Source organism: Micromonospora sp. NPDC002575, from assembly GCF_042889525.1.
Lineage (GTDB): Bacteria > Actinomycetota > Actinomycetes > Mycobacteriales > Micromonosporaceae > Micromonospora > Micromonospora carbonacea.
In genome coordinates, this window is record NZ_JBIARA010000033.1 from 20,884 (window position 1) to 42,857 (window position 21,974).

Consider the following 21,974-nt stretch of genomic DNA (forward strand, 5'->3'; position numbering starts at 1 on the left):
GCGACGCGCGACGGGGAGGCACGGTGACCGACGCGACGGCGACCCGCCTGGTCGCGGCGGCCTCCGGCGGGGACGAGGCCGCCTGGACGGAGCTGGTGCGCCGCTACACGCCGCTGGTGGTCGCGGTGATCCGCGCCCACGGGATGAGCCGCGCCGATGCCGCCGACGTCAACCAGACCGTGTGGCTGCGCCTGGTGGAGCGGCTCGACCAGCTACGCGACCCGGAGGCGCTGGCCGCCTGGCTGGCCACGACGACCCGGCGCGAGTGCTACCGCCTGTCCCGCCTCGACCGCCGTATGCGGCCCGTCGACCCGTACGACGACGCGCTCGACGCCCGGCACGGGCCGCTGGCGGACGCGGCGGCGCCCGACGAGGAACTGCTGCGCGCCGAACGGCGACAGGCGCTGCGGGAGGGCTTCGCGCAGCTTCCGCCCCGCTGCCAGGAGCTGCTGGCGCTGCTGACGGCCGACCCGCCGGTCAGCTACCGGGAGATCGGCGAACGGCTGGGCATGCCGGTGGGTAGCATCGGCCCGACCCAGGCGCGCTGCCTGCGTAAGCTGCGCGCCTGCCCCGCGCTCGCCCCGTTCCTCGGGGTGCGCCGTGGCCTGGAGACGAGCGGGGGTGAACGCGATGGCGCCGTGGCCGCCGGCCGATGACGACGCCCTGACCGTGGAGCTGGGCGCCGCGCTGTGGGACACCGGGCCGGTCCCGGAGGAGTTCCTGACTGCGGCGCGGGCGGCGTTCGCCTGGCGGACGGTCGACGCCGAGCTGGCGGTCGCCGAGCTGATGTTCGACTCGGCGTGCGACGCCGAACCGGCCGGCCTGACCCGCTCGGGCGGCTCCGCCCGCACGTTGTCGTTCCGCAGCGGCCAGGTGGTGCTGGAGATCGAGGTGACCGAGGCCGGCATCGTCGGCCAGCTCTCCCCGCCCCGGGGCGGCCGGGTCACCGCCCGCACGGCCACCGGCCCCTACGACGAGTCGCCGGTCGACGAGGTGGGCTTCTTCTCGCTGGGCGCTCCCCCGGCAGGCCCGGTCCGGCTCTCCGCCCGCGCCGACGGGTACGCCGTCGCCACCGACTGGGTCAGCCTGGGCTGACGCCCGTGTCGCAGCGGGGAGCACGGCCCACCGAGGACGCGAGTCAGCGCATGGGGAGCTGAGTCGGTCACGACATCAACCGGCCGGAATCACGGCGGGTCGAACGATGTCGTATGCGACTCAGCTCCCTATGCGTCGAGAGAAGGGGCCACCGGCTGGTGGGCTCCGGCCGGCCGATGCCCGAGGGCACCAGCCGGCCGGAACTCGGCTCAGCGCAGGCCGGACTCGATGGCCTCGATGATCCGGGGCCGCAGCTCCGCGGCGCGGATGACGGCGTCGACGGAGCCGACCTCGACCGCGCGCTGGATGTTGTGCACCCGGTCGAACTCGGCGGCGACCTCGCCCAGCTTCTCCGCCCGCACCGACGAGCGCAGCTCGTCCAGCTCGGCGGTGAGGGCGGCCCGCTCGGTGCCGGAGGCCGCCGCGACGCGGGCCTCCAGGTCCCGTACCCGCGGGTCGGCGGCGGTGCGGGCGTTGACGTCGCCGGAGAAGACCACGGCGGCGGCGGGCGCGCCGCCGAGCACCGACGCGAACGAGCCCTCCAGCGCCAGCACCGTCATGTTCGGGTTCAGCGCCTTGGAGAAGACCACGAACGCGCCGCCGTGGTAGCGGGAGATCACGCAGAACACGATCGGGCCGCGGAAGTTGACGATCGCCCGGCCGATCTCCGCGCCGTACTCCAGCTGGAGCTTGCGCATCGACTCCGGCGAGCCGTCGAAACCGGACAGGTTCGCCAGCACGACGAGGGGCCGGTTGCCGCTGGCCGCGTTGATCGCCCGCGCGGCCTTCTTCGACGAACGCGGGAACAGCGTGCCCGCCGTGTAGGTGTCCGGGCCGTCGGTGGGCGGGAAGCCACGCCGGGGCACCGACCGCGACTCGATGCCGAGCAGGCACACCGGCATGCCGCCCAGGTGCACGTCCTGCACCACCGCGGTCTCCGCGTCGGCCATCCCCGCCCAGCGCTCCAGCACCGGGTGGTCCTGGTCGGACAGGGCCCGCATGACGCTGCGGATGTCGAACGGCTTCTTCCGGTCGGGGTTGGCCTCGGCGGAGAAGATCTCGCCGACCGTGGTGAAGTCGCTGCCCGCCATGACGTGCGGGAAGTCGGAGACGTCGCGGTCGACGGGGTCGGTCGTGGTCGCCCGGCGCGGCCCGGACTCGCCCGGGACGACGTACGTGTGGTCGTAGTGCGCCATCAGCACGTCCCGCGCGGCGGTCAGGTTGGGCGCCCAGTATTGGGCCTGCCCGTTGGGGCCCATCACCCGGTCGTAGCCGCCGATGCCGAAGTTGTCCTCCGCCGAGACGCCGCCGGAGAAGTCGAGCGACTGCTTGCCGGTGAGCACCATCGCCGAGTCCGGCGTCATCACCAGGACGCCCTTGGTGTGCATGAGCATCGTCGCCTCGGCGTTCCAGTACGGCTGCGCGCCGACGTTGATGCCCGCGACCACGATGTTGATCTCGCCACCGTCCTGGGTGAACTCGACGATCCGCTTGAGCGCCGCGGCCACCCAGTCCATGTTCTCCGTGCCGGACTCCATGGAGATCCGCGCGCCGGAGGACAGCGCGTACCACTCCAGCGGCACCCGCATCGACTCGGCCAGGTCCAGCGCGGCGATCACCCGCCGGCACTCCGGCTCCGACAGCGCGCCGAGCGACTTCGTCGGGTCGCCGAGCAGCACGACCCGGGTGACGCCCTCCGGGTGGCGCGTCGTGCGGGTGGTGACCACGCCCGCGACGAGCGCCGCGCGGTTGCGGCCCCGGGGCCGGTCGACCGGCACCAGCGCGTGCCGTTCGTCGAGGTCGTGCTCGACGAACTCGCCGAGCAGGCCGGTCAGCTCGTACGGGTAGACCGTGTTGCGGCTGGCGGCCCGCAGCACCTTCTGCCGGTAGTCGTCCAGCGGCTCGACCGGCTCGTCCGACGGCTCGCCGACGGTCAGCTCGGCGGCGCCGGTGGCGTCGAACGAGACCCGTACGGCGATCTTGGTCAGCTCGCCGGTGTCCCGGTCGCGCTGCCGCGCGATGAACAGGATCTCCTCCAGCCCGGCGCCGGCGGTCGTCGGGAGCACCCGCCCGGCGATCGTCTCCAGCTCGGCGCGGGTGATGTCGCTCGGCGGCCAGACGTAGACCACGATCCGGTTGGTGTTGACCCGCTTGTTCGACGGCCGCCGCGACAGCGCGCGCCGGATCGAGTCCAGGCAGGCGGCGACGGTGTCCTCGGCCGTCGGCAGCGACACCAGCCGGCCGTCGTGCTCGCGCAGCTCGGTCAGGTCGCGCACCTGGGCGAACGCGACGAGGCGCTCGTCGGACGGGTTCTCCCGCGCCACGCACCGGAAGAGGTAGACCTCCTCGTCGGACGACGGCAGCCGGGTCAGGTCGAACTTGCGCAGCCGCTCGAGCTGCATCCGCTGCGCGATGTACGGGTGCAGGAAGCGGACCAGCCGCTCCTCGGCCATCCCGGTGGTCGACGGGCGGAACGTGAAGTGGTGGTGCATCACCGCGCCGCTGCGGCCGGCGACGGTGGCGGTGATCCGGCGGACCTGGGCGGGCAGCGGGTAGGCCCCGATGACCTCGTGCAGCGCCGCCGCCATCGCGTCGGAGTCCTCGGGCTGCCGCTCCCAGGCGAGGTAGACGTCGGCGTCGACGGCCTCCTCGCCGCCGGCCAGCTCCGCCAGCCCGCGCAGCGCGTCGCCCAGCGCCTCGAACCGCACCGCGGCGGAGACCACCCGCGAGTCGGCCCGGTCGGCGACGACGAACGTGCAGCCGGCGACCTCGCTGGTGCGTACGCCGGTGAGGCCCTTGTTGCCGTAGTAGCGGCGGGTCAGCACCTCCAGCATCACCGCGTTGTCGAGGTGGTCGCGGACCAGCCGCTGGCCGAGCAGCCGCACCAGCGGCTCGGTGCTGCGGACCATCTCGGCCACGCGCTCGGCGCGGTCCGGCGCGTCGGGGTGGGCGTCGAGGTGGCGCAGGTGCCGGCGCACGGCGGCGTAGACGCGGGCGCGGTTGCGGCGCAGCAGCGGCTGGCCCAGCCAGGCGAACACCACCCCGCGCGCGAGGTCGGCGACGACGGGGAAGCGGACCTGCGTCGCGGCCACCAGCCGCTCCAGCGCGAGGCCGGCGGGCTCGCGCAGCACGTCGTCCGGCGGGGGCTCGCGCAGCCACTCGCGCAGCAGTGTCGCGACGACCGTGGCGTCGGCGGCGGCGCGCTGCTGGGCGAGGAAGATCCGGAACACGGCGGCCTCGAGCGCGGGCGTGCGCTCCAGCTCGGTGACGCCGTAGTGCCCGAGGGCCTTGGCGAGCTTGGCCTGGAACGTCTCCGGCAGGCCGGCGCGCTCGACGTCCAGGCATTGCAGGTAGGTGTGGAAGTATTCGCGGGCGCTGAAGACGTGGCCGTCGCCGTCCTCGCCGGCCGGCCGGTTGCGGCTCAGCTCGGCGAGGTCGGCGAACACGTCGACGAGCCCGAACTCCTCGGCCAGCGGCCGGTAGCCCTCCTCGGCGGCGGCCCGGCGGGCGACCAGGTAGTCGTCGAGCACCCGGCGGTCGTCGTGCGGGTCGACGTCGAAGCCCAGCAGCAGGCTGCGCAGGTCCTCCTGGCCGCGCGTGGCGCGCTCACGCGCCGGGACCGTCGCGGTGGCGGCGGGCAGGTCCAGCTCGACGGCCGGGCCGGACGCGGTGTCCTCGGCCGCGGCGTCGTCGGCGAGGGGCTCCAGCCGCAGCAGCGGCGCGCCGGTCTCCACCTGGCTGCCGACGGACACGGCGCACTCCTTGAGCCGCGCCCGGAACGGCGCGCGCAGCACCGTCTCCATCTTCATGCTCTCCAGCACGAGCACCGGCGCGCCGGCCTCGACCTCCGCGCCGACCTCCAGCGGCGTGGCGACGACCAGCGCGGGCGCGGGCGAGCGGACGACGCCGCCCTCGTCGCGGCTGACCCGGTGGGTCACCCCGTCGACCTCGACCAGGTGCACCGGCCCGTGGGTGCCGGTGAGCAGGCGGTAGCGCGCGCCGTTGACGGCGATCTGCCCGGTGTGCCGGTCGAAGCGGTCGAGCTCGACGTCGGCGGTGCGCACGTCGTCGCCGGCCTCGATGCCGACGCGGAACCGGTGCGCGCCGACGCGCGCCACCCGGACCCGGTAGCCAACGCCGCGCAGCTTCAGGTCCAGCGGCCGGCCGCTGGCGTGCTGCACCTGCGGGCGTCCGCCGAACGCCGTCGACAGCAGCCGCTGCCGCTCGGCGCGCTCCTCCTCCTCGTACGCCTCGATGGCGGCGGCGGCCAGCGCGACGGCGGAGTGCCGGTGCGTCACGAGCCGGCCCTCGCCCCGGACGCGGTCGATCCAGCCGGTGTCGGCGCTGGCGTCGATCACCTCGGGCTGGTCGAGCAGGTCGAGCACGAAACTCTTGTTCGTCGCGCCGCCCTCGATGATCACCGTGGTCTCCGCCATGGCGCGGCGTAGCCGGCCGAGCGCCTCGTGGCGGTCGCGGCCGTACGCGATGATCTTGGCGATCATGGAGTCGAAGTCGGCGGGGATGGTGTCGCCCGCGCTGACGCCGGTGTCGACCCGGATGCCGGGCCCGGCGGGCAGGTCGAGCCGGGCGATGCGGCCCGGGGAGGGGGCGAAGTCGCGGTCCGGGTCCTCGGCGTTGAGCCGGGCCTCGACGGCGTGCCCGCGCTCGACCGGCGGCGCGCCGTCGAGCCGGCCGCCGGAGGCCACGTGCAGCTGCGCCTTGACCAGGTCGAACCCGCAGGTCACCTCGGTGATCGGGTGCTCGACCTGCAACCGGGTGTTGACCTCCAGGAACGCGAACAGCCGGTCGCCGGGGTGGTAGAGGAACTCGACGGTGGCGGCGCCCCGGTAGCCGACCGCGACGGCGAGGCGCTCGGCCGACGCCTTGAGCTCGGCGGCCTGCTCGGGGCTGAGCACCGGCGACGCCGACTCCTCGATGACCTTCTGGTTGCGCCGCTGCACGGAGCAGTCGCGCACGCCCAGCGCCCACGCGGTGACGCCGTCGGCGATCACCTGCACCTCGACGTGCCGGGCGCCGGTGACGAGGCGTTCCAGGAACACCACGCCGCTGCCGAACGCGCGGGCCGCCTCCTGGCTGGTGCGCTCGTAGGCGTCGGCCAGCTCGGCGGAGCTGGTGACCACCCGGATGCCGCGCCCGCCGCCGCCCGCCGTGGCCTTGAGCATCAGCGGGTAGCCGATCCGCTCCGCCGCGGCCAGGGCGTCGTCGAGGGTCTCGACCGCGCCCCGGCTCCACGGCGCGACCGGCACGCCGACCTCCTCGGCGATCAGCTTCGCGCCGATCTTGTCGCCGAGCTTGCGCATGGCGTCCGCGCTCGGCCCGACGAAGGTGACGCCGACCCGCTCGCACAGCTCCGCGAACGCCGGGTCCTCCGCGACGAAGCCCCAGCCGACCCACGCGGCGTCGGCCCCGGTCTCCACCAGGGCGCGTTCCAGGGCCTTCAGGTCGAGGTACGGCCGCGCCGAGGCGGGGCCCAGGTCGTACGACAGGTCGGCCTCGCGGACGAAGGTGGCCGCGCGGTCGACGTCGGTGTGCAGGGCGACGGTCTCGATCCGTGTCCCGGTCTCGGCGGCCAGGTCCCGGACGGCGTGGATGAGCCGCATCGCGGCCTCTCCACGGTTGACGATGGCGACACGACTGAACACCGACCCAGCCCTCCTGTAGACCGACGACGGGCGCACGCGACACTGCGACCCCGGCAGTGTTCACCCTTCCCTGTGCCGGCGGGCGGCGCCATGTCGCAGACAGCGCAGGCTGCGCCGCCGACGTTGTAGGAAACCACCAAAGACCGTTGGCCGCACACGCCTAACCAGGTCACTCGCCGACGGGGCCGGCGGGCGGCGACCACGGCCACGGCACGTCCCGGAAGGCCGCCTCGACGAGCAGGGCCTCGACGGCCCGCAGGAACTCCTCGGCCCGCTCCGGCGGCAGGTAGCGGGTGTCCACGGTCACGGACAGCTCGACCGCGCCGGGGGCGTCGACGACCTGGAGGCGGCAGCGCCAGCTGAACGTGTCCAGCTCCTCCACCCAGCGGAACGCGCTGCGCTCCGCCGCCGCCCGCAGCGTCGCCTCGTCCCAGCCGGCGGGGTCGGCGTCGGCGGCGGGCGGCAGCCGGATGTCGTTGAGGTAGCAGAACGGGGCCAGGGCGGTGTGGTAGTCGAGGCCCCGCGCGGCGAACGCGCGTTCCATCTCCCTGGGGTCGTAGTAGGCGTGCCGGTAGGCGTCCAGCGACGCCGCGCGGGCCCGGGTGAGCAGCTCGGCGAAGGCGGGCCGGTCGGCCAGGTCGATCCGGCAGAGGCCGATCTGGTTGAGCTTGCTGACCGCCCCGTCGTACCCGGGCTGGAAGCGGTTGTTGACCATCGTGAACACGCCGCCGCCGTCGCCGCCGCCGTCGGCGGCGAGCACGGCGGCCGTGGCCGCGAGCAGGACCGTGGCGTTGCTGACCCCGTGCCGGGCGGCGACGAGCCGGGCCGCGTGGCGCACGGCCGGCGAGACCAGCGAGCCCCGGCGGTAGCGGGGGGTCAGGCCGGGGCCGACCGGGTCGAACAGGCCCACGGTGAGGTCGGGGAAGTGCCGCGTCCAGTACGCCACCGCCCGGTCGCCGCGGCGGCGTTCGCCGTCGCCCTCCCGCTCGGCGATGTCGAGCGACTGCGGGCCCGCCGGGGTGGGCACCGCCCCCCGCAGCAGGAGCATCCGCAGGTCGCGCAGCACCGTCTCGGTGGCGTGGAAGTCGACGGTGGAGTGGCTGAAGACCAGCACGACCTGGCGTACCCGGCCGTCCACGGTGACCATCGCGGCCCGCATCGGCCACTCGGCGGCGTGGTCGAAGCGGGGGTCGCCCAGCCGCACGGCCAGCGCCGAGGCGGCGGCCCGGCCGTCGGGATCCGCCGGGGCGTCGGCCACCGGGTGCACCAGCACGGGCAGCCGGCCCGCCCCGGTGGCCGACTGGTACAGCTCGCCGTCGACCGAGCGGACCCGGGTGCGCAGCGACTCGTGCCGCCGCACCAGGGCCGCGACGGCCCGCACGGCCCGCGCGACGTCGACGTCGGCGCGCCGGGACACGGCCAGGGTGCGGCGCAGGTTGAGCACGCTGTGGCGCGGCGACTCGAACACCTCGACGGCCCGCCACATCGCCCGCTGGCCCCAGGTGAGCGGGCCGGTCGCGTCCCGGCCGCCGGTGAACTCCGCGTACGCCAGCTCCTCGCCGCCGGTGGCCGGGAGCACGGCGGGCGACGGCACCGGCGGCGGCGCCGGGGCGGGCGACGGCCAGGGCACCTCGGCGAACGCGGCCTCCACCAGCAACTCCTCCAACTCGCGCAGGAACACCTCGACCGTGTCGAGGGCGACGTGCCGGGTGTCGGCGCTCAGCGTGAGGCCCACCCCGCCCGGGGAGTCGACCACGTGGGTCAACAGGTGCCAGGAGGACCGGCTCAGCCCGGCCGTCCAGGAGAAGGCGCTGCGCGCCGCGACGGCCCGCAGCTCGCCGCGGGTCGCCTCCGGGGCGGGGGCCGGGCCGCCGGCGGGCAGCCGGACGTCGTTGAAATAGTAGTGGGGCAGGAATGCGGAGTCGTAATCGCGGCCGGCCGCGGCGAATGCGGCGCGCAGCGCGGCCGGATCGTAATAGGCGTGCCGCAGGCCGTTCAGCGACGCCTGCCACACGCGGGAGAGCACCTCCGGGAATGTCGGCCGGCCGGTCAGGTCCAGCACGCAGAATCCGATCTGGCCCAGATTGGCCACGGCATTCGCGTAACCGGCCGGGAACCGATTGTGCGCCATCGGGAAAACACCGCAGAGTTCCCGGCCGGAGCGGGCGGCGGCCAGGGCGCTCACGCCGGCGAGCAGCACCGCCGAGGTGCTGACCCGGTGCCGGGCGGCGATCATCCGGGACGCCACGTCGACGGCCGAGGAGACCAGCACGCCGCGCCGCAGCCGGGGGGTCAGCCCGGGGCCGCCGTCGGGCAGCGGCGCGGCCGGCAGCCGGTCGAACTCCCGCAGCCAGTACGCCACCGTCCGCGCGGAGCGCCGCCCGTCGGCGGTGTGCTGGAGGCGGGCCACGTCCGCCGACTGGGGGCCGGGCGGGGCGTCGAGGCGACCACGCAGCAGGAGCAGCCGCAGGTCCCGCAGCACCACCTCGGCGGCGTGGGCGTCCACCGTCGAGTGGCTGAACACCAGCACGACCTGGCGTACCCGGTCGTCCACGGTGACCACCGCGGCCCGCACCGGCCACTCCTGCGCGTGGTCGAACGCGACGTCGGCGAGCCGGTCGGCGACGTCCCGGGCGGCGGCTGCGCCGTCGTCCACGCCGGGCACGACCAGCACCGGCAGGTGGCCGCTCCCGGCCTCCTGCTGGCGTGGCTCGCCGTCGATCACGCGGACCCGGGTGCGCAGCGAGGCGTGCCGGCCCACCAGCGCGCCGAGCGCCCGGGCGGCGCGGTCGGCGTCCGCGCCGGCCCGGGCCGACACCGGCACGGTGCGGCGCAGGCTGAGGAAGCGGTGGTTGGAGCCGTAGCGGGCGTCCGCCCGCCACGTCACCTGCTGCGCCCAGGTCAGCGGGGCCGGCGGGGAGCCGACGCCACGAAACGGCGCGTGCAGCAGGGCCTCGGACGCCCACTCGGCGGGCACGACGGCATCGGCGAATCGCATTCCCGACCGTACGACGGGCGGTAGTGCGCCGGGTCGGTCGATCGGATTTTCCACAGTAGACCGATCAGACGACGCGATGCTCCGTTTGCAGCATGCAGACTACTGCTTCCGACCGACCCCGGCGTGTGAGAAGGCTTCCGCGTGACCAATGTTGACGTACCGACGCGGGCCGCGTACACCCCGCCGAAAACGACGTTCCACCGTTCTGCGGAGAAACCGTCGCTGTCATTCGGCCAGGAGCGGATCTGGTTCACCGAGCAGCTGACCCCCGGCACCGCCGCGTACCTCGTGTGGTCGACGACCCGGCTGCGCGGCCCCCTGGCGGTCGACCTGCTGCGCGCGGCCCTCGACGGCGTCGCCGCCCGGCACGACAGCCTGCGCATGCGGTTCGCCGAGAACGCCGACGGCGAGCCCGTCGTGCAGGTGCTGCCCGAGGTGCGGGTGCCCGTCACCGTCACCGACGCGCCGTCGCTGGCCGACGCCCGCGAGCTGGTCGCCGCCTCCGTGCGCACCCCGTTCGACCTCGGCGTCGCGCCCCTGCTGCGGGCGCTGGTGATCCGGCTCGCCGACGACGACCACGTCCTGCACCTGGCCATGCACCACATCGTCAGCGACGGCTGGTCGCTGGACCTGTTGCTGGGCGAGGTGGCGGCCGGCTACGCCGCGCTGCGCGACGGCGGGCCGCCGCCACCGACCCCCACCACGGGGTACGTCGACTACGCCGCCTGGCAGCGCGACCGCCTCGACGGGCCGTCGACCGGGGACGGGTTCGCGTACTGGACCGGCGCGCTGGCCGGGGTGCCCCCGCTGGAGCTGCCCACCGACCGGCCCCGCCCGGCCGTGCAGTCGTACGCGGGCGGCACGCACCGGTTCACCGTCGACGCCGACCTGACCGGCGCGCTGCGCCGGCTGGGCCGCGCGCACCGGGCCACCCTCTACATGACCCTGCTCACCGGCCTGCAGGCGGTGCTGTTCCGCTACAGCGGCCAGCGGGACTTCGCCATCGGCTCCCCCGTCGCCGGCCGGGTGGTGCCGGAGCTGGAGAACCTGATCGGCCTGTTCGTCAACACCCTGGCGCTGCGCGCCGACCTCTCCCCGACGGCCGGCGCCCCCGCCACCGGGGCGCGCGCCGACGCCCCGGCCGGCGATGCTCCCGCCGCTGGCGCTTCGGACGTCGAGCCGAGCTTCGCCGCCCTGCTGCGGCGCACCCGCGGCGCCGTCGTGCGCGCCCTGGCCCACCAGGAGATCCCCTTCGAGCGGCTGGTCCGGGAGCTGAACGTGCCCCGCGACGTCAGCCGCTCCCCGGTGTTCCAGGTGCTGTTCACGTTGCAGAACTACGCCCGCGGCGGCGGCCGGTGGCCGCAGGAGCTGCGCAGCGAGAGCCTCGGCGCGGACGCCGCCGCGGCCCGGTTCGACCTGTCGCTGTACGTCAGCGAGACCGCCGACGGGCTGCGCGGCATGTTCGTCTACAACAGCGACCTGTTCGACGCCGACACGGTCGCCCGGCTGGCCGCGAGCTTCGACGCCCTGCTGCGCGCGGCGGTCGCCGGGCCGGACCTGCCGGTGGTCGACCTGGACCTGCTCGGCGACGCCGGGCGCGACCGGGTGCTGGCGTTGGCCCGACCCGACGGCGACGACCCGGCGGCCGGCGGCGACCCGGCGGCCGGCGGCGACCCGGCGGCCGGCGGCGGGCCCGGGGTCACCGGCGCGGCGGCCACCCTCGCCGACCTGGTCGCCCCGCACGCCGCCGCGACCCCCGACGCGCCGGCCGTGGTGTGCGGCGCGGACGCGATCACCTACCGGGAGCTGGACCGGCGGGCCAACCGGCTGGCGCACTGGCTGCGCGGACGCGGGGTCGGCCCCGACGTCCTGGTCGGGGTGCTGCTGGAGCAGTCGGTGGAGCTGGCCGTGACGCTGCTGGGGGTGCTGCGGGCCGGCGGGGCGTACCTGCCGCTGGACCCGGAGCAGCCGCCGGCCCGGCTGGGCCTGATGCTCGCCGACGCCCGGCCCGCCGTGGTGCTGACCGCCGCCGGGCTGCGCGACCGGCTGCCGGCGGAGCCGACCGCCGCGCCCGGGGCCGGCGCGCACACCCCGGGCGTCACGGTGGCCTGCCTGGAACAGATCGCCGCCGAGGTCGCCGCCCGGCCCGCCACGCCGCCGCAGTCCGGCAGCGGCGGCGGCGACCTGGCCTACGTCATCTACACCTCCGGCTCCACCGGCACGCCGAAGGGGGTGGCCGTCGCGCACCGGCAGGTGCTGCGCTACCTCGACGGGGTGGCCGACCGGTTCGCCGTCGTCCCGGCCGCCCGGTACGCGCTGCTCCAGTCGATGTCCTTCGACTTCGCCGTCACGATCTTCTACCTGGCGCTGGCCACCGGCGGGACGGTGCACCTGGTGCAGCGCCGCTGCACCGGGGCCGACCTGGCCGCGCAGTTGCGCGCGCACCGCATCGACTACCTGAAGATCACCCCGTCGCACCTGGCGGCGCTGGCCGCCGACGCCGAGCCGGGCGACCTGCTGCCCGCCCGCGCGCTGATCCTCGGCGGCGAGGCGTCCGACCTGGAGCGGATCGCGCCGCTCGCCGCCGTCGGTGGGGCCCGGGTGTTCAACCACTACGGCCCCACCGAGGCCACGGTCGGCGTCGCCACCTACGAGGTGACCGCCGACGGTCCCGCCGCCGGCCCGGTGCCGACCGGCCGGCCGCTGCCGCGCGCCCGGGTGTACCTGCTCGACGAGCGGATGCGGCCGGTGCCGGTGGGGGTGCCCGGCGAGCTGTACCTGGGCGGGGACCGGCTGGCGCGCGGCTACCTCAACCGGCCCGGGCTGACCGCCGACCGGTTCGTGCCCGACCCGTACGGGCCACCGGGGGCGCGCCTGTACCGCACCGGCGACCTGGGCCGGTGGCGCGCCGACGGGCAGCTGATGTTCCTGGGCCGCCGCGACCACCAGGTGAAGATCCGCGGCTACCGGGTGGAACTCGGCGAGGTCGAGGCCGCCCTGCGCGACTGCCCCGGCGTGCACCAGGCGGCGGTGCTGCTGCGCGACGACCGCCTCGTCGCCTACCTGGAGCCGACGCCCGACGCGCCGGCCCTGGAGCCGGCGCGGCTGCGCCGCGCCCTGGCCGACCGGCTGCCCGAGCACATGGTGCCCGGCCGGTGGGTGGTGCTGGACCGGCTGCCGTTGCAGGAGCACGGCAAGGTCGACCGGCGGGCGCTGCCCGAGCCGACCGACGACGTTCCCGCCGGCGAGCGGGTGCCGCCGGCCGGGCCGGTGGAGACCCTGGTCGCCGGGATCTGGCAGGCCGTGCTCGGGGTGGCCGAGGTCGGCGCGACCGACGACTTCTTCGACCTCGGCGGGCACTCGCTGCTGGCCACGCAGGTGGTGGCCCGGCTGCGCCGGGAGCTGCCCGCCGTGGCCGGCGGCGCGACGGGCACGGTCAGCGTGATGGACCTGTTCCGGCACCGGACCGTCCGCGAGCTGGCCGCCCTGGCCGCCGGGGGCGACACCGGCCCGGCGGGGCTGCTGCACGAGCTGACCCCGCCGGTGGCCGCCGCCGACCTGGTCGCCACGCTCGTCTGCGTCCCCTACGGCGGCGGCAGCGCCGTGGTCTACCAGCCGCTGGCCGACGCGCTGCCCGCCGGGTACCGGCTGCTGTCGGTGGCCATGCCGGGCCACGACATCGGCCTCGCCGACGACCCCGCGCCCGTCGAGGAGGTCGCCGCCGGGGTCGCCGAGGAGATCCTGGCCCGGGTGACCGGCCCGGTGATCCTGTACGGGCACTGCGGCCCCGGCGGCGCCCTCGCCGTGGAGGTGGCCCGGCTGCTTCAGGCGCGGGGGCGTGACCTCGACGCCGTGTACCTCGGCGCGGTGTTCCCCTTCGGCCGCCCCGCCGGTGGGCTGCTCGGGCCGGTGCTGCGGCTGCGGCTGGCCGAGCGGATCCGCAGCGACCGGATCTACCGCACCTGGTTGCAGGCGCAGGGCACCGCGGTCGGCTCGCTCGCCCCGGACGAGGTGGCGTTCCTGATCCGGGCGATGCGCCACGACGCCCGGGTCTCCGAGGAGTACTTCACCGAGCTGATGCGCCAGCGGGTCACCCCGCTGCGCGCCCCGGTGATCTCGGTGGTCGGCGAACGGGACCGCAGCACCGACTACCACGCCGAGCGGTTCCGGGAGTGGCACTTCCTCAGCGACCGCACCGCTCTCGCCGTGGTCGACGAGGGCGGGCACTACTTCCTGAAGTACCGGGCCGCCGAGCTGGCCGAGATCGTCACCACCGTGCACCGCCAGGTCGACGCCCCGGCCCCGCCCCCGGCCACCGCACCGTCGGCGGCCGGCGCGCCGCGGGCCGGTTCGCGAGCCGGGGGCGCGGCGGACGTGCCCGCCGCACCGGCCGGGGCCGAGCCGGCGTGGCAGCTCGCCGGGATCTCCCGCCAGCCCGCCGGCCCGCCCGGCGCAGCGCAGCCGGCGGCCGGCGCGGCGCGCGCCCCGGAGCCGAGCATGCGCCGCTTCGGCCTGGTCGCCGCCGGTCAGGTGGTCTCCGGCATGGGCACCGCGCTGACCAACTTCGCGATCCCCCTGTGGATCTATCTGGAGACGGGGTCGCTGGCCCGGTTCGCCCTGTTCGCCGTGCTCGGTCTGCTGCCGGGCCTGCTGGTCGCGCCGCTGGCCGGCGCCGTGATCGACCGGGCCAGCCGGCGGCGGGTGCTGCTGGCCGCCGGCCTCGCCGCCGGGGGCGCGAACGCGGTGCTGGCCGCCCTGGTGCTGGCCGACCGGGCGCAGGTGTGGCACTTCTATCCGCTGGTCGCCTGGCTGTCGGTGGCGCTGGCGTTCCAACGCCTCGCGTTCGTCTCGGCGGTGCCGCAGCTCGTGCCCAAACGTTTCCTCGGCCACGCCAACGGCGTCACCCAGACCGCACTGGGGCTGACCCAGTTCACCGTCCCGCTGGTCGCCGTCGCCCTGCTCGACGCCGTCGGGCTGCGCGGCATCCTGCTCATCGACGTGGCGTCGTACGTGTTCGCGGTCGGGGTGCTGGCGCTCGTCCGGTTCCCCCGCACCCTGGCCCTGCACCGTCGCGAGGGCATCGGCGAGGAGATGGCCGCCGGCCTGCGGTACGCGCTGCGCCGCCGCGAGTTCCGCGCCATGCTGGCGTTCTTCGCCGCCCTGAACCTGTTCCTGTTCCCCGCGCTGTACCTGCTCTCCCCGCTGGTGCTCGGCTTCGCCGACCTGGACCAGGTGGCGCGGGTCGCGCTCACCGGCGGCGTCGGCGCGGCCGTCGGCGGCCTGGTGATGCTGGTCTGGGGCGGCCCGAGCCGCCGCCGGATGCGGGCGGTGCTGCTGGGCACCCTCGGCATCGCGGCGGCGGCCGTGCTGACCGGGCTGCGGCCCGACCCGCTGGTGGTCGGCGCGGGCGCGTTCGGCATGTACCTGGCGCTCGGCGTCGTCAACGGCGTCTACAACACGATCATCCAGACGAAGGTGCCGCCGCGCTTCCACGGCCGGGTGTTCGCGCTCAACCAGATGATCGCCTGGTCGACGATGCCGTTGGGGTGGGGGCTCGTCGCCCCGTTCGCGGCGCGGGTCGCCGAGCCGCTGCTGCTGCCCGGCGGCGCGCTGGCCGGCACCGTCGGCGCGGTCATCGGCGTCGGCCCCGGCCGGGGCCACGGCCTGCTCTACGTCGTGTTCGGGGTGTGCATCGCGCTGACCGCCCTCGTCGCGCTGGCCACGCCGGTGCTGGCCAGGTTCGACGACGAGGTGCCCGACGCGCCGCCGGACGACCTGGTCGGCATCGCCGAACGCGAGGCCCGCGCCGCCGCGCACCCGGCCCGCGCCGCCGCCGGCGCGGGGCAGCTCCAGGGCACGCCGGGCGGGTCGCGGTGACCGCGGCGACGGCCGCCCCGCCGGCCGCCCGGACCGTGCCGGAGCTGCTGGCCTGGCGCACCGCCCTGCACCCCGACCGGGTCGCCGTCGAGGTGGCCGGGGTGCGGGCGCTGACCTTCGCCGACTGGTCGGCCGGCGCGGCGGCCGTCGCCGCCGGCCTGCGCGGCCGGGGGGTGCGCCCCGGCGACCGGGTCGGCCTGGTGTTCGGCGCCCGCGACTGGACCGGGTTCGCGGTGGCGTACTGCGGGGTGCTGCGGGCCGGCGCGGTCGCGGCGCCGCTGTCGGACCGGCTCGCCGCCGGCCAGCTCGGCCACGCGCTGACCCACTGCGGGGCCGCCGCCGTCGTGCACGGCGACGCCACGGCCGCGCCGCCCGCCCCCGCCGGGCTGCCGGTGTGGCGGGCCGCCGACCTGGCCGCCGGGCCCGCCGACGAGACAGACCCGCCGACGGTACGCCCCGGCGACCTCGCGCAGATCCTCTACACCTCCGGCACCACCGGCCGCCCGAAGGGCGTCGCCGCCAGCCACGCCAACCTGACCGTGGGCGCGCCGACCCACCCGCGCCGGCTGGCGCTGGCCCACTCGGAGCGGTTCCTGCACGCGTTCGCCATCGGCACCAACGCCGGGCAGACGATGCTGTTCAACGCGCTGACCGCGAAGGCCGGGGCGCTCACCCTGCCCGCGTTCACGCCGGTCCGGTTCGCCCGGCTGGTCCAGACCCCGGGCACGGGGACGCTGTTCGTCGTGCCGTCGATGGCCATCGAGCTGCTCGACTCGGGGGCGCTGCGCGGCCGGGACTCCTCCGGCGTACACCTGATCGGGTCGACCGCGGCGGCGCTGCCGCCCGCCGTGGCGGCCCGGCTCGCCGCGGCCTTTCCCGAGGCCACCATCGTCAACTACTACACCTCCACCGAGGCGGCCCCCGCGCAGACCACGATGATCTGGGACCCGGCGCGCCGGGACGCGGTGGGTCGCCCGGTCGGCGGGCAGCTGCGCATCGCCGACGCCGACGGCAACCCGCTGCCGCCCGGCGTCACCGGCGACGTGTGGCTGCGCGCGCCGTACCCCCGCGCCTACTACCGCGACGACGACGCCAACCGGGCCACGTTCCGCGCCGGGTGGGTGCGGATGGGCGACGTCGGCCGCGTCGACGCCGACGGCTACCTCTATCTCACCGACCGGCACCAGGACGTCATCAAGTCCGGCGCGTTCAAGGTCTCCAGCCTGGAGGTGGAGGCGGCGCTGCACGAGCATCCCCTCGTCGCCGAGGCGGCCGTCGTCGGGGTGCCGCACCCGGTGCTCGGCTCGGCCGTCGCCGCCGCCGTGGTGGCCCGGCCGCACGCCGACGCCGCCGGGCTGACCCTGCCGGCGCTGCGCGCCTTCCTCGCCGACCGGCTCGCCGACTACCAGCTTCCCGCCCGGCTGCTGCTGCTCGCCGAGCTGCCCCGCAACGAGGGCGGCAAGGTGCTCAAGCGGCAGCTCGCCGGCCTGTTCGACAACTGATCCACCCCCGATGACGATCCATGGGAGAGAATGTGGGCACCGCCGAGGCGACATACGCGCAGCACGCCGTCTGGTTCACCGAGCAGGCCGGGGTCGCCGGCGCGGCGTACCACATGGCGCTCGGCGTCCGGTTCGCCGCTGACCTGGACCGTCGGGCCCTGGTCGAGGCGTGCGCCGCCGTGGCCGACCGGCACCCCGTGCTGGGCGCCCGGGTGGTCACCGACGCCGACGGCACGCCGGGGCTGGCCCCCGCCGCCGGGCGCGCCGCGGTGACCTTCGGCGAGTGGACCGACGCCCGGGTCGCCGAGGAGCTGGCCCGCCCGCACGACCTGCGGGTCGGCCCGCTGGCCCGGTTCGCGCTGCTGACCGCCGCCGACGGCCGGCACCTGCTGCTGGTCTGCGTCCACCACCTCGCCTTCGACGGGATGTCGAAGGACGTGCTGGCGCGCGACCTGGCCGACGCGTACGCCGCGGCGCTGGCCGGGCCGACGGCGCAGGCCACGCCCTACCCCGACGGGTACGCCGGGGACGCGGCTGCCGAGCGAAACCGGGTCGCCGTCGACCTGCCGGCCGCCCGCGAGTTCTGGGCGGCGCACCGGCCCGACGCCGCCGACGTGGTCCTGCCGGGCCTGCGCCGGGTGCCCACCGGCGCGGAGCCGGGCGTCGTCGTGGACGTGGCGCTACCCGCCGGCCTGGTCGACGGCGTGGGCCGGGCCGCCGACCGCCTCGGGGTGACCCGGTTCGAGCTGCTGCTCGCCGCCGTGCACGCCCTGCTGCACCGCTACGGCAACCGGGGCGTGCCCGTGGGCGTCACGCTCTCCACCCGCACGCCGGAGCAGGCCGACCGGGTCGGGTTGTTCGTCAACGAGCTGCCCGTCACCGCCGACGACCCCGCCGCCGCCACGTTCGCCGAGCACGCCCGCGCCGTGCGGGCCCGGCTGCGCGAGGTGTACCGGTTCCGGCACGTGCCGCTGGCCCACGCCGTGTCGGGGCTGCGCCCCGCGCCCGCGCTCACGGCGGTGTCGGTCGGCTACCGCCGCCGCGGCGACGACCCCGCGTTCGCCGGGGTGGCCTCCGCAGTGGAGTGGACGCTGTTCGGCGGCGCGGCCCGCAACGCGCTGCACGTGCAGGTCGTCGACGGCCCCACCGGCGTCAGCGTCGGCCTCCAGCACAGCCCGGCCGCCATCGACACCGACGCGGTCGAGCGCATCGGCGGCCACCTGCGCACGCTGCTCGCCGCCGCCGTGGCCGATCCGCGACGGCCGGTGGCCGACCTGCCGGTGCTGCCCGCCGACGAACTGGACCTGGTCACCCGGGCCGGCGTCGACACCGCGCGGGCGTACCCGGAGGTCACCGTGCCCGAGCTGTTCGCCGCCCGGGTCGCCGCCGACCCGGACGCGGTGGCGGTCGTCGACGGCGACGTCCGGCTCGGCTACGCCCAGCTCGACGCCGCCGCCGGCCGGCTCGCGGCGCTGCTGCGCGGGCGGGGCGTCGGCCGGGGTGCCCTGGTCGCGGTGGCGCTGGACCGGTCCTGGCGGACGGTGGTGACGATGCTGGCGGTGCTGCGCTGCGGGGCGGCGTACCTGCCCGTCGACCCGGGCCACCCGCCCGCGCGGCAGCGGCTCGTGCTCGCCGACGCCGCCCCGACGCTGCTGGTTGCCGCCGCCGCGCCCACCGGCCCGCCGGACGCCGGGCCCCACGCCGGGCCGCCGGTGCTCGCCCTCGACGGGGTCGACCTGCTCACCGGCGGACGCCCGGACCCCGACGCCGACGCCCCGACGGCCGCCGACTGCGCGTACGTGCTCTACACCTCCGGCTCGACCGGCCACCCCAAGGGCGTCGCGGTCGGCCACCGCGCGCTGACCAACCTGCTGCTGGGGCTGCGGGACCTGCTGGACGCCGGGCCCGCGCACCGCTGGCTGCACCTGACCTCGCCGTCGTTCGACATCTCCGCCGTGGAGGTGTTCCTGCCCCTGGTCACCGGCGGCCGGGTGGTGGTCGCCTCGGGGGTCAGCGCGCTCGACGGCGCGGCCGTGCTGCGGCTGGTCCGCGACGCCGGGGTCACCCACGCCCAGGCCACCCCGTCGGGCTGGCGGGTGCTGCTGGCGGCGGGCCTCGGCGCGGCCGAAGCCGCGGGCGCGACGGGGGCGACGGGGGCGGCCGGGTCGCTGGTGGCGATCGCCGGCGGGGAGGCCCTGCCGCTCGCCCTCGCCCGCGAGCTGCGGGCCCGCACGGCCCGGCTGGTCAACGGGTACGGCCCGACCGAGGCGACCATCTACGCCACCGCCGAGGACGTCCCCACCGACCCGGACACGGTGACCATCGGCCGGCCGCTGCCGAACGTCCGGGCGTACGTGCTGGACGCCGCGCTGCGGCCGACGCCCGTCGGGGTGCCCGGCGAGCTGTACCTGGCCGGGACGGGGCTCGCCGACGGCTACCGGGGGCGCGACGACCTGACCGCCGAGCGGTTCGTGCCGGACCCGTTCGGCGCGGCCGACGGCCGGCTGTACCGCACCGGGGACCGCTGCCGATGGCTGCCGGACGGCCGCCTCGACTTCCTCGGCCGCGCCGACGACCAGGTGAAGATCCGGGGGCACCGCCTCGAACTCGGCGAGGTCACCGCCCGCCTGCTGGAGCACCCGGGAGTGGCCGAGGCGACCGCGACGGTGCGCCGCGACGCCGACGGCGAGGTCCGCCTCGTCGCGTACGCGGTGCCCCGCGCCGGCGCGGTCGTCGGTGCGGTCGTCGGTGCGGTCGTCGACGCGGCGGAGCTGCGGCGGCACCTGGCGCTCAGCCTCCCGGCGGCGGTCCTGCCCACCGACTGGGTGCTGCTGGACCGGCTGCCCGTCGGCCCCACCGGCAAGGTCGACCGGGCCGCGCTGCCCGCACCAACGCACCGCGACGCCCCCGACGCGGCGGCACCGACCCCACCGGAGGGCGACGCCGACCCGGTGGTGGAGGCGCTGCGCGAGATCTGGCAGGACGTGCTGAAGATCCCCGACATCGGACTGCACGAGGACCTGTTCGACCTGGGCGGGCACTCGCTGACCATCACCCGGATCAGCGGGCGGATCCAGCAGCGGCTCGGCGTCGAGGTGCCGCTCGACGCGTTCTTCGACACCCCCACGATCGCGGAGATCGCCGAGATCGTCCGACAGTCCCGAGAGGAGCTCTGATGGGCGTCACCGACCCGCGTACGCGGATCGCCGCACTGGTCACCGAGGCCACCGGGGGCGAGGTGTCCGCCGTCGACGTGCTCGACGGCGGCTCGCTGGTCGCTCTGGGCGTCGACTCCCTCGGCCTGCTGCGCCTCGTCGACTCCCTCGAACTGGAGTACGGCGTCGAAGTGGACCTGACCGCGCCCGGTCAGCGGCTGGACACGGTCGACGACCTGGTGGCGATCGTGGCGCAGGGCTGACCGTCGGGTGGCGGTGGCGCCCCCCGGGCCGCGCCACCGCCACCCCCGGCGGCCGTCACCGCAGCCGGCGACGCCCGCTCAACCACTCCCGCGCGGGCCGGGTGTTGAGCGACCAGAGCACCCAGGCCAACAGACCCAGCCCGACGATCGTGATCGCGCCGAAGAGGCCGAGCGAGGCCGCGGCGAACAGCCCGGACAGCGCGTACGCCGGGTAGGCCGCCCACGGCCGTCGGGCCGCCAGGGTGCCGGCCACCAGCGCGCAGGCCGCCGCCATGACGGCGAAGAACACCGCGGCGCCGAGCGAGCCGTCCTCGACCAGCAGTCGGTGCACCGTCGCCAGGGCGAACAGCAGCGTCAGGACCGCGAAGACGAGCACGGTGACCCGCACGGGGCCGGGCATCGGCGGGGAACCCAGCAGGTCCCCGTACCCGCCCCCACGGAACGATCGAACGGCCATGGGATAACGATGACCGTCTACTTTTACGTCGTTTGAACACTGTCAGGAAGACGACAGGTCGGGGCGGGGGCCTAAGCTTCCCGCCATGGCGAAGTACCTCGACGTGCACCCGGACAACCCACAGCCCCGCACCATCGGCCAGGTGGCCGACCTCATCCGTCGGGACGGGCTGATCGCCTACCCCACGGATTCCTGCTTCGCCCTGGGCTGCCGGCTCGGCAACAAGGACGGCATGGACCGGATCCGGGAGATCCGTCACCTCGACAGCGGCCACCACTTCACCCTGGTGTGCCGCGACTTCGCGCAGCTCGGCCAGTTCGTGCACCTCGGCAACGCCGTCTTCCGGGCCGTCAAGGCGGCGACCCCGGGCAGCTACACCTTCATCCTGCCCGCCACGAAGGAGGTGCCGCGCCGGCTGCTGCACCCGAAGAAGAAGACCGTCGGCGTACGCATTCCCGCGCACACCGTCGCCCAGGCCCTGCTCACCGAACTGGGCGAGCCGCTGCTGTCGAGCACCCTGCTGCTGCCCGGCGACGACGAGCCGATGACCCAGGGCTGGGAGATCAAGGAACGCCTCGACCACGCCATCGACGCGGTCGTCGACTCCGGCGACTGCGGCACCGAGCCCACCACCGTGGTCGACTTCTCCGACGGAGAACCCGAGATCGTCCGCGTCGGCGCCGGAGACCCGTCCCGCTTCGCCTAACCCGACCCGCCGGGCGCCAACCTCCAGCTCCCGGTGATCAAGAGGTTTGCGTCAAAGTGGATCTCCAGCCTGACGCAAACCTCTTGATCACCGGAGATACCCCCGCCGTTCGGGGCCGGAAACGGTTCAGGGCCACCCCAACCGGGGTGGCCCTGAACGAAAGATGTCCGGCGGTGTCCTACTCTCCCACACCCTCCCGAGTGCAGTACCATCGGCGCTGGAGGGCTTAGCTTCCGGGTTCGGAATGTAACCGGGCGT

Annotated in this window: 10 protein-coding genes and 1 rRNA gene; 7 read left to right on the forward strand and 4 right to left on the reverse strand. The window is 75.9% G+C overall.

All coding sequences use genetic code 11. The features are described from left to right. Window positions 1–23 precede the first annotated feature (23 nt). Both ACFYWL_RS29960 and ACFYWL_RS29965 read left to right on the forward strand, forming a co-directional pair. Window positions 24–656 carry an RNA polymerase sigma factor gene (locus ACFYWL_RS29960; RefSeq protein ID WP_386979762.1) on the forward strand — a complete coding sequence of 211 codons (633 nt, stop codon included), beginning with the start codon at window positions 24–26 and terminating at the stop codon, window positions 654–656. After that, entirely contained in the window at window positions 631–1,095 is a 465-nt protein-coding gene (locus tag ACFYWL_RS29965; protein ID WP_386979765.1) for a hypothetical protein, read from the forward strand. Before ACFYWL_RS29960 ends, ACFYWL_RS29965 begins: the two co-directional genes overlap by 26 nt. 209 nt (window positions 1,096–1,304) lie before the next feature. On the opposite strand, the gene ACFYWL_RS29970 is transcribed toward ACFYWL_RS29965, so the two are convergent. Next, window positions 1,305–6,758, reverse strand: coding sequence for a carboxyl transferase domain-containing protein (locus ACFYWL_RS29970; RefSeq protein ID WP_386979768.1), 5,454 nt, complete (start codon window positions 6,756–6,758; stop codon window positions 1,305–1,307). Between the two features lie 169 nt (window positions 6,759–6,927). Next, window positions 6,928–9,756, reverse strand: coding sequence for a condensation domain-containing protein (locus ACFYWL_RS29975; RefSeq protein WP_386979771.1), 2,829 nt, complete (start codon window positions 9,754–9,756; stop codon window positions 6,928–6,930). Window positions 9,757–9,897: 141 nt separating this feature from the next. Here ACFYWL_RS29975 and ACFYWL_RS29980 point away from each other — a divergent pair, with 141 nt between their 5' ends. Genes ACFYWL_RS29980 through ACFYWL_RS29995 form a run of 4 tightly spaced genes read left to right on the forward strand, consistent with a single transcriptional unit; the run spans window position 9,898 to window position 20,553 of the window. After that, the gene (locus tag ACFYWL_RS29980) at window positions 9,898–15,633 is read left to right on the forward strand and encodes an amino acid adenylation domain-containing protein (RefSeq protein ID WP_386979774.1); all 5,736 of its coding nucleotides are present in this window, start codon (window positions 9,898–9,900) and stop codon (window positions 15,631–15,633) included. Next, entirely contained in the window at window positions 15,630–17,135 is a 1,506-nt protein-coding gene (locus tag ACFYWL_RS29985) for a class I adenylate-forming enzyme family protein (RefSeq protein ID WP_386979777.1), read from the forward strand. Before ACFYWL_RS29980 ends, ACFYWL_RS29985 begins: the two co-directional genes overlap by 4 nt. A gap of 20 nt (window positions 17,136–17,155) precedes the next feature. Continuing rightward, on the forward strand, window positions 17,156–20,311 hold the full coding sequence (locus ACFYWL_RS29990) for an amino acid adenylation domain-containing protein (protein WP_386979780.1): 3,156 nt from the start codon (window positions 17,156–17,158) through the stop codon (window positions 20,309–20,311). Then, on the forward strand, window positions 20,311–20,553 hold the full coding sequence (locus ACFYWL_RS29995; RefSeq protein ID WP_386979783.1) for an acyl carrier protein: 243 nt from the start codon (window positions 20,311–20,313) through the stop codon (window positions 20,551–20,553). Before ACFYWL_RS29990 ends, ACFYWL_RS29995 begins: the two co-directional genes overlap by 1 nt. 55 nt (window positions 20,554–20,608) lie before the next feature. Here the strand turns inward: ACFYWL_RS29995 and ACFYWL_RS30000 are convergent, their stop codons facing one another. Next, entirely contained in the window at window positions 20,609–21,010 is a 402-nt protein-coding gene (locus tag ACFYWL_RS30000) for a hypothetical protein (RefSeq protein ID WP_386979785.1), read from the reverse strand. Window positions 21,011–21,095: 85 nt separating this feature from the next. On the opposite strand from ACFYWL_RS30000, the gene ACFYWL_RS30005 reads away from it, so the two are divergent. Next, entirely contained in the window at window positions 21,096–21,716 is a 621-nt protein-coding gene (locus tag ACFYWL_RS30005; RefSeq protein ID WP_386979788.1) for an L-threonylcarbamoyladenylate synthase, read from the forward strand. A 165-nt stretch (window positions 21,717–21,881) separates the two neighbouring features. Here ACFYWL_RS30005 and rrf read toward each other — a convergent pair. Continuing rightward, window positions 21,882–21,974: ribosomal RNA gene (rrf, locus tag ACFYWL_RS30010) — 5S ribosomal RNA — on the reverse strand; the annotation flags it as partial.

What these genes read in the sequence shown, in the direction of transcription:
- ACFYWL_RS30005 (WP_386979788.1), top strand. Translation starts at nt 21,096, where the DNA reads ATGGCGAAGTACCTCGACGTGCACCCGGACAACCCACAGCCCCGCACC.
- ACFYWL_RS30000 (WP_386979785.1), bottom strand. Translation starts at nt 21,010, where the DNA reads ATGGCCGTTCGATCGTTCCGTGGGGGCGGGTACGGGGACCTGCTGGGT.
- ACFYWL_RS29990 (WP_386979780.1), top strand. Translation starts at nt 17,156, where the DNA reads ATGGGAGAGAATGTGGGCACCGCCGAGGCGACATACGCGCAGCACGCC.
- ACFYWL_RS29995 (WP_386979783.1), top strand. Translation starts at nt 20,311, where the DNA reads ATGGGCGTCACCGACCCGCGTACGCGGATCGCCGCACTGGTCACCGAG.
- ACFYWL_RS29965 (WP_386979765.1), top strand. Translation starts at nt 631, where the DNA reads ATGGCGCCGTGGCCGCCGGCCGATGACGACGCCCTGACCGTGGAGCTG.
- ACFYWL_RS29975 (WP_386979771.1), bottom strand. Translation starts at nt 9,756, where the DNA reads ATGCGATTCGCCGATGCCGTCGTGCCCGCCGAGTGGGCGTCCGAGGCC.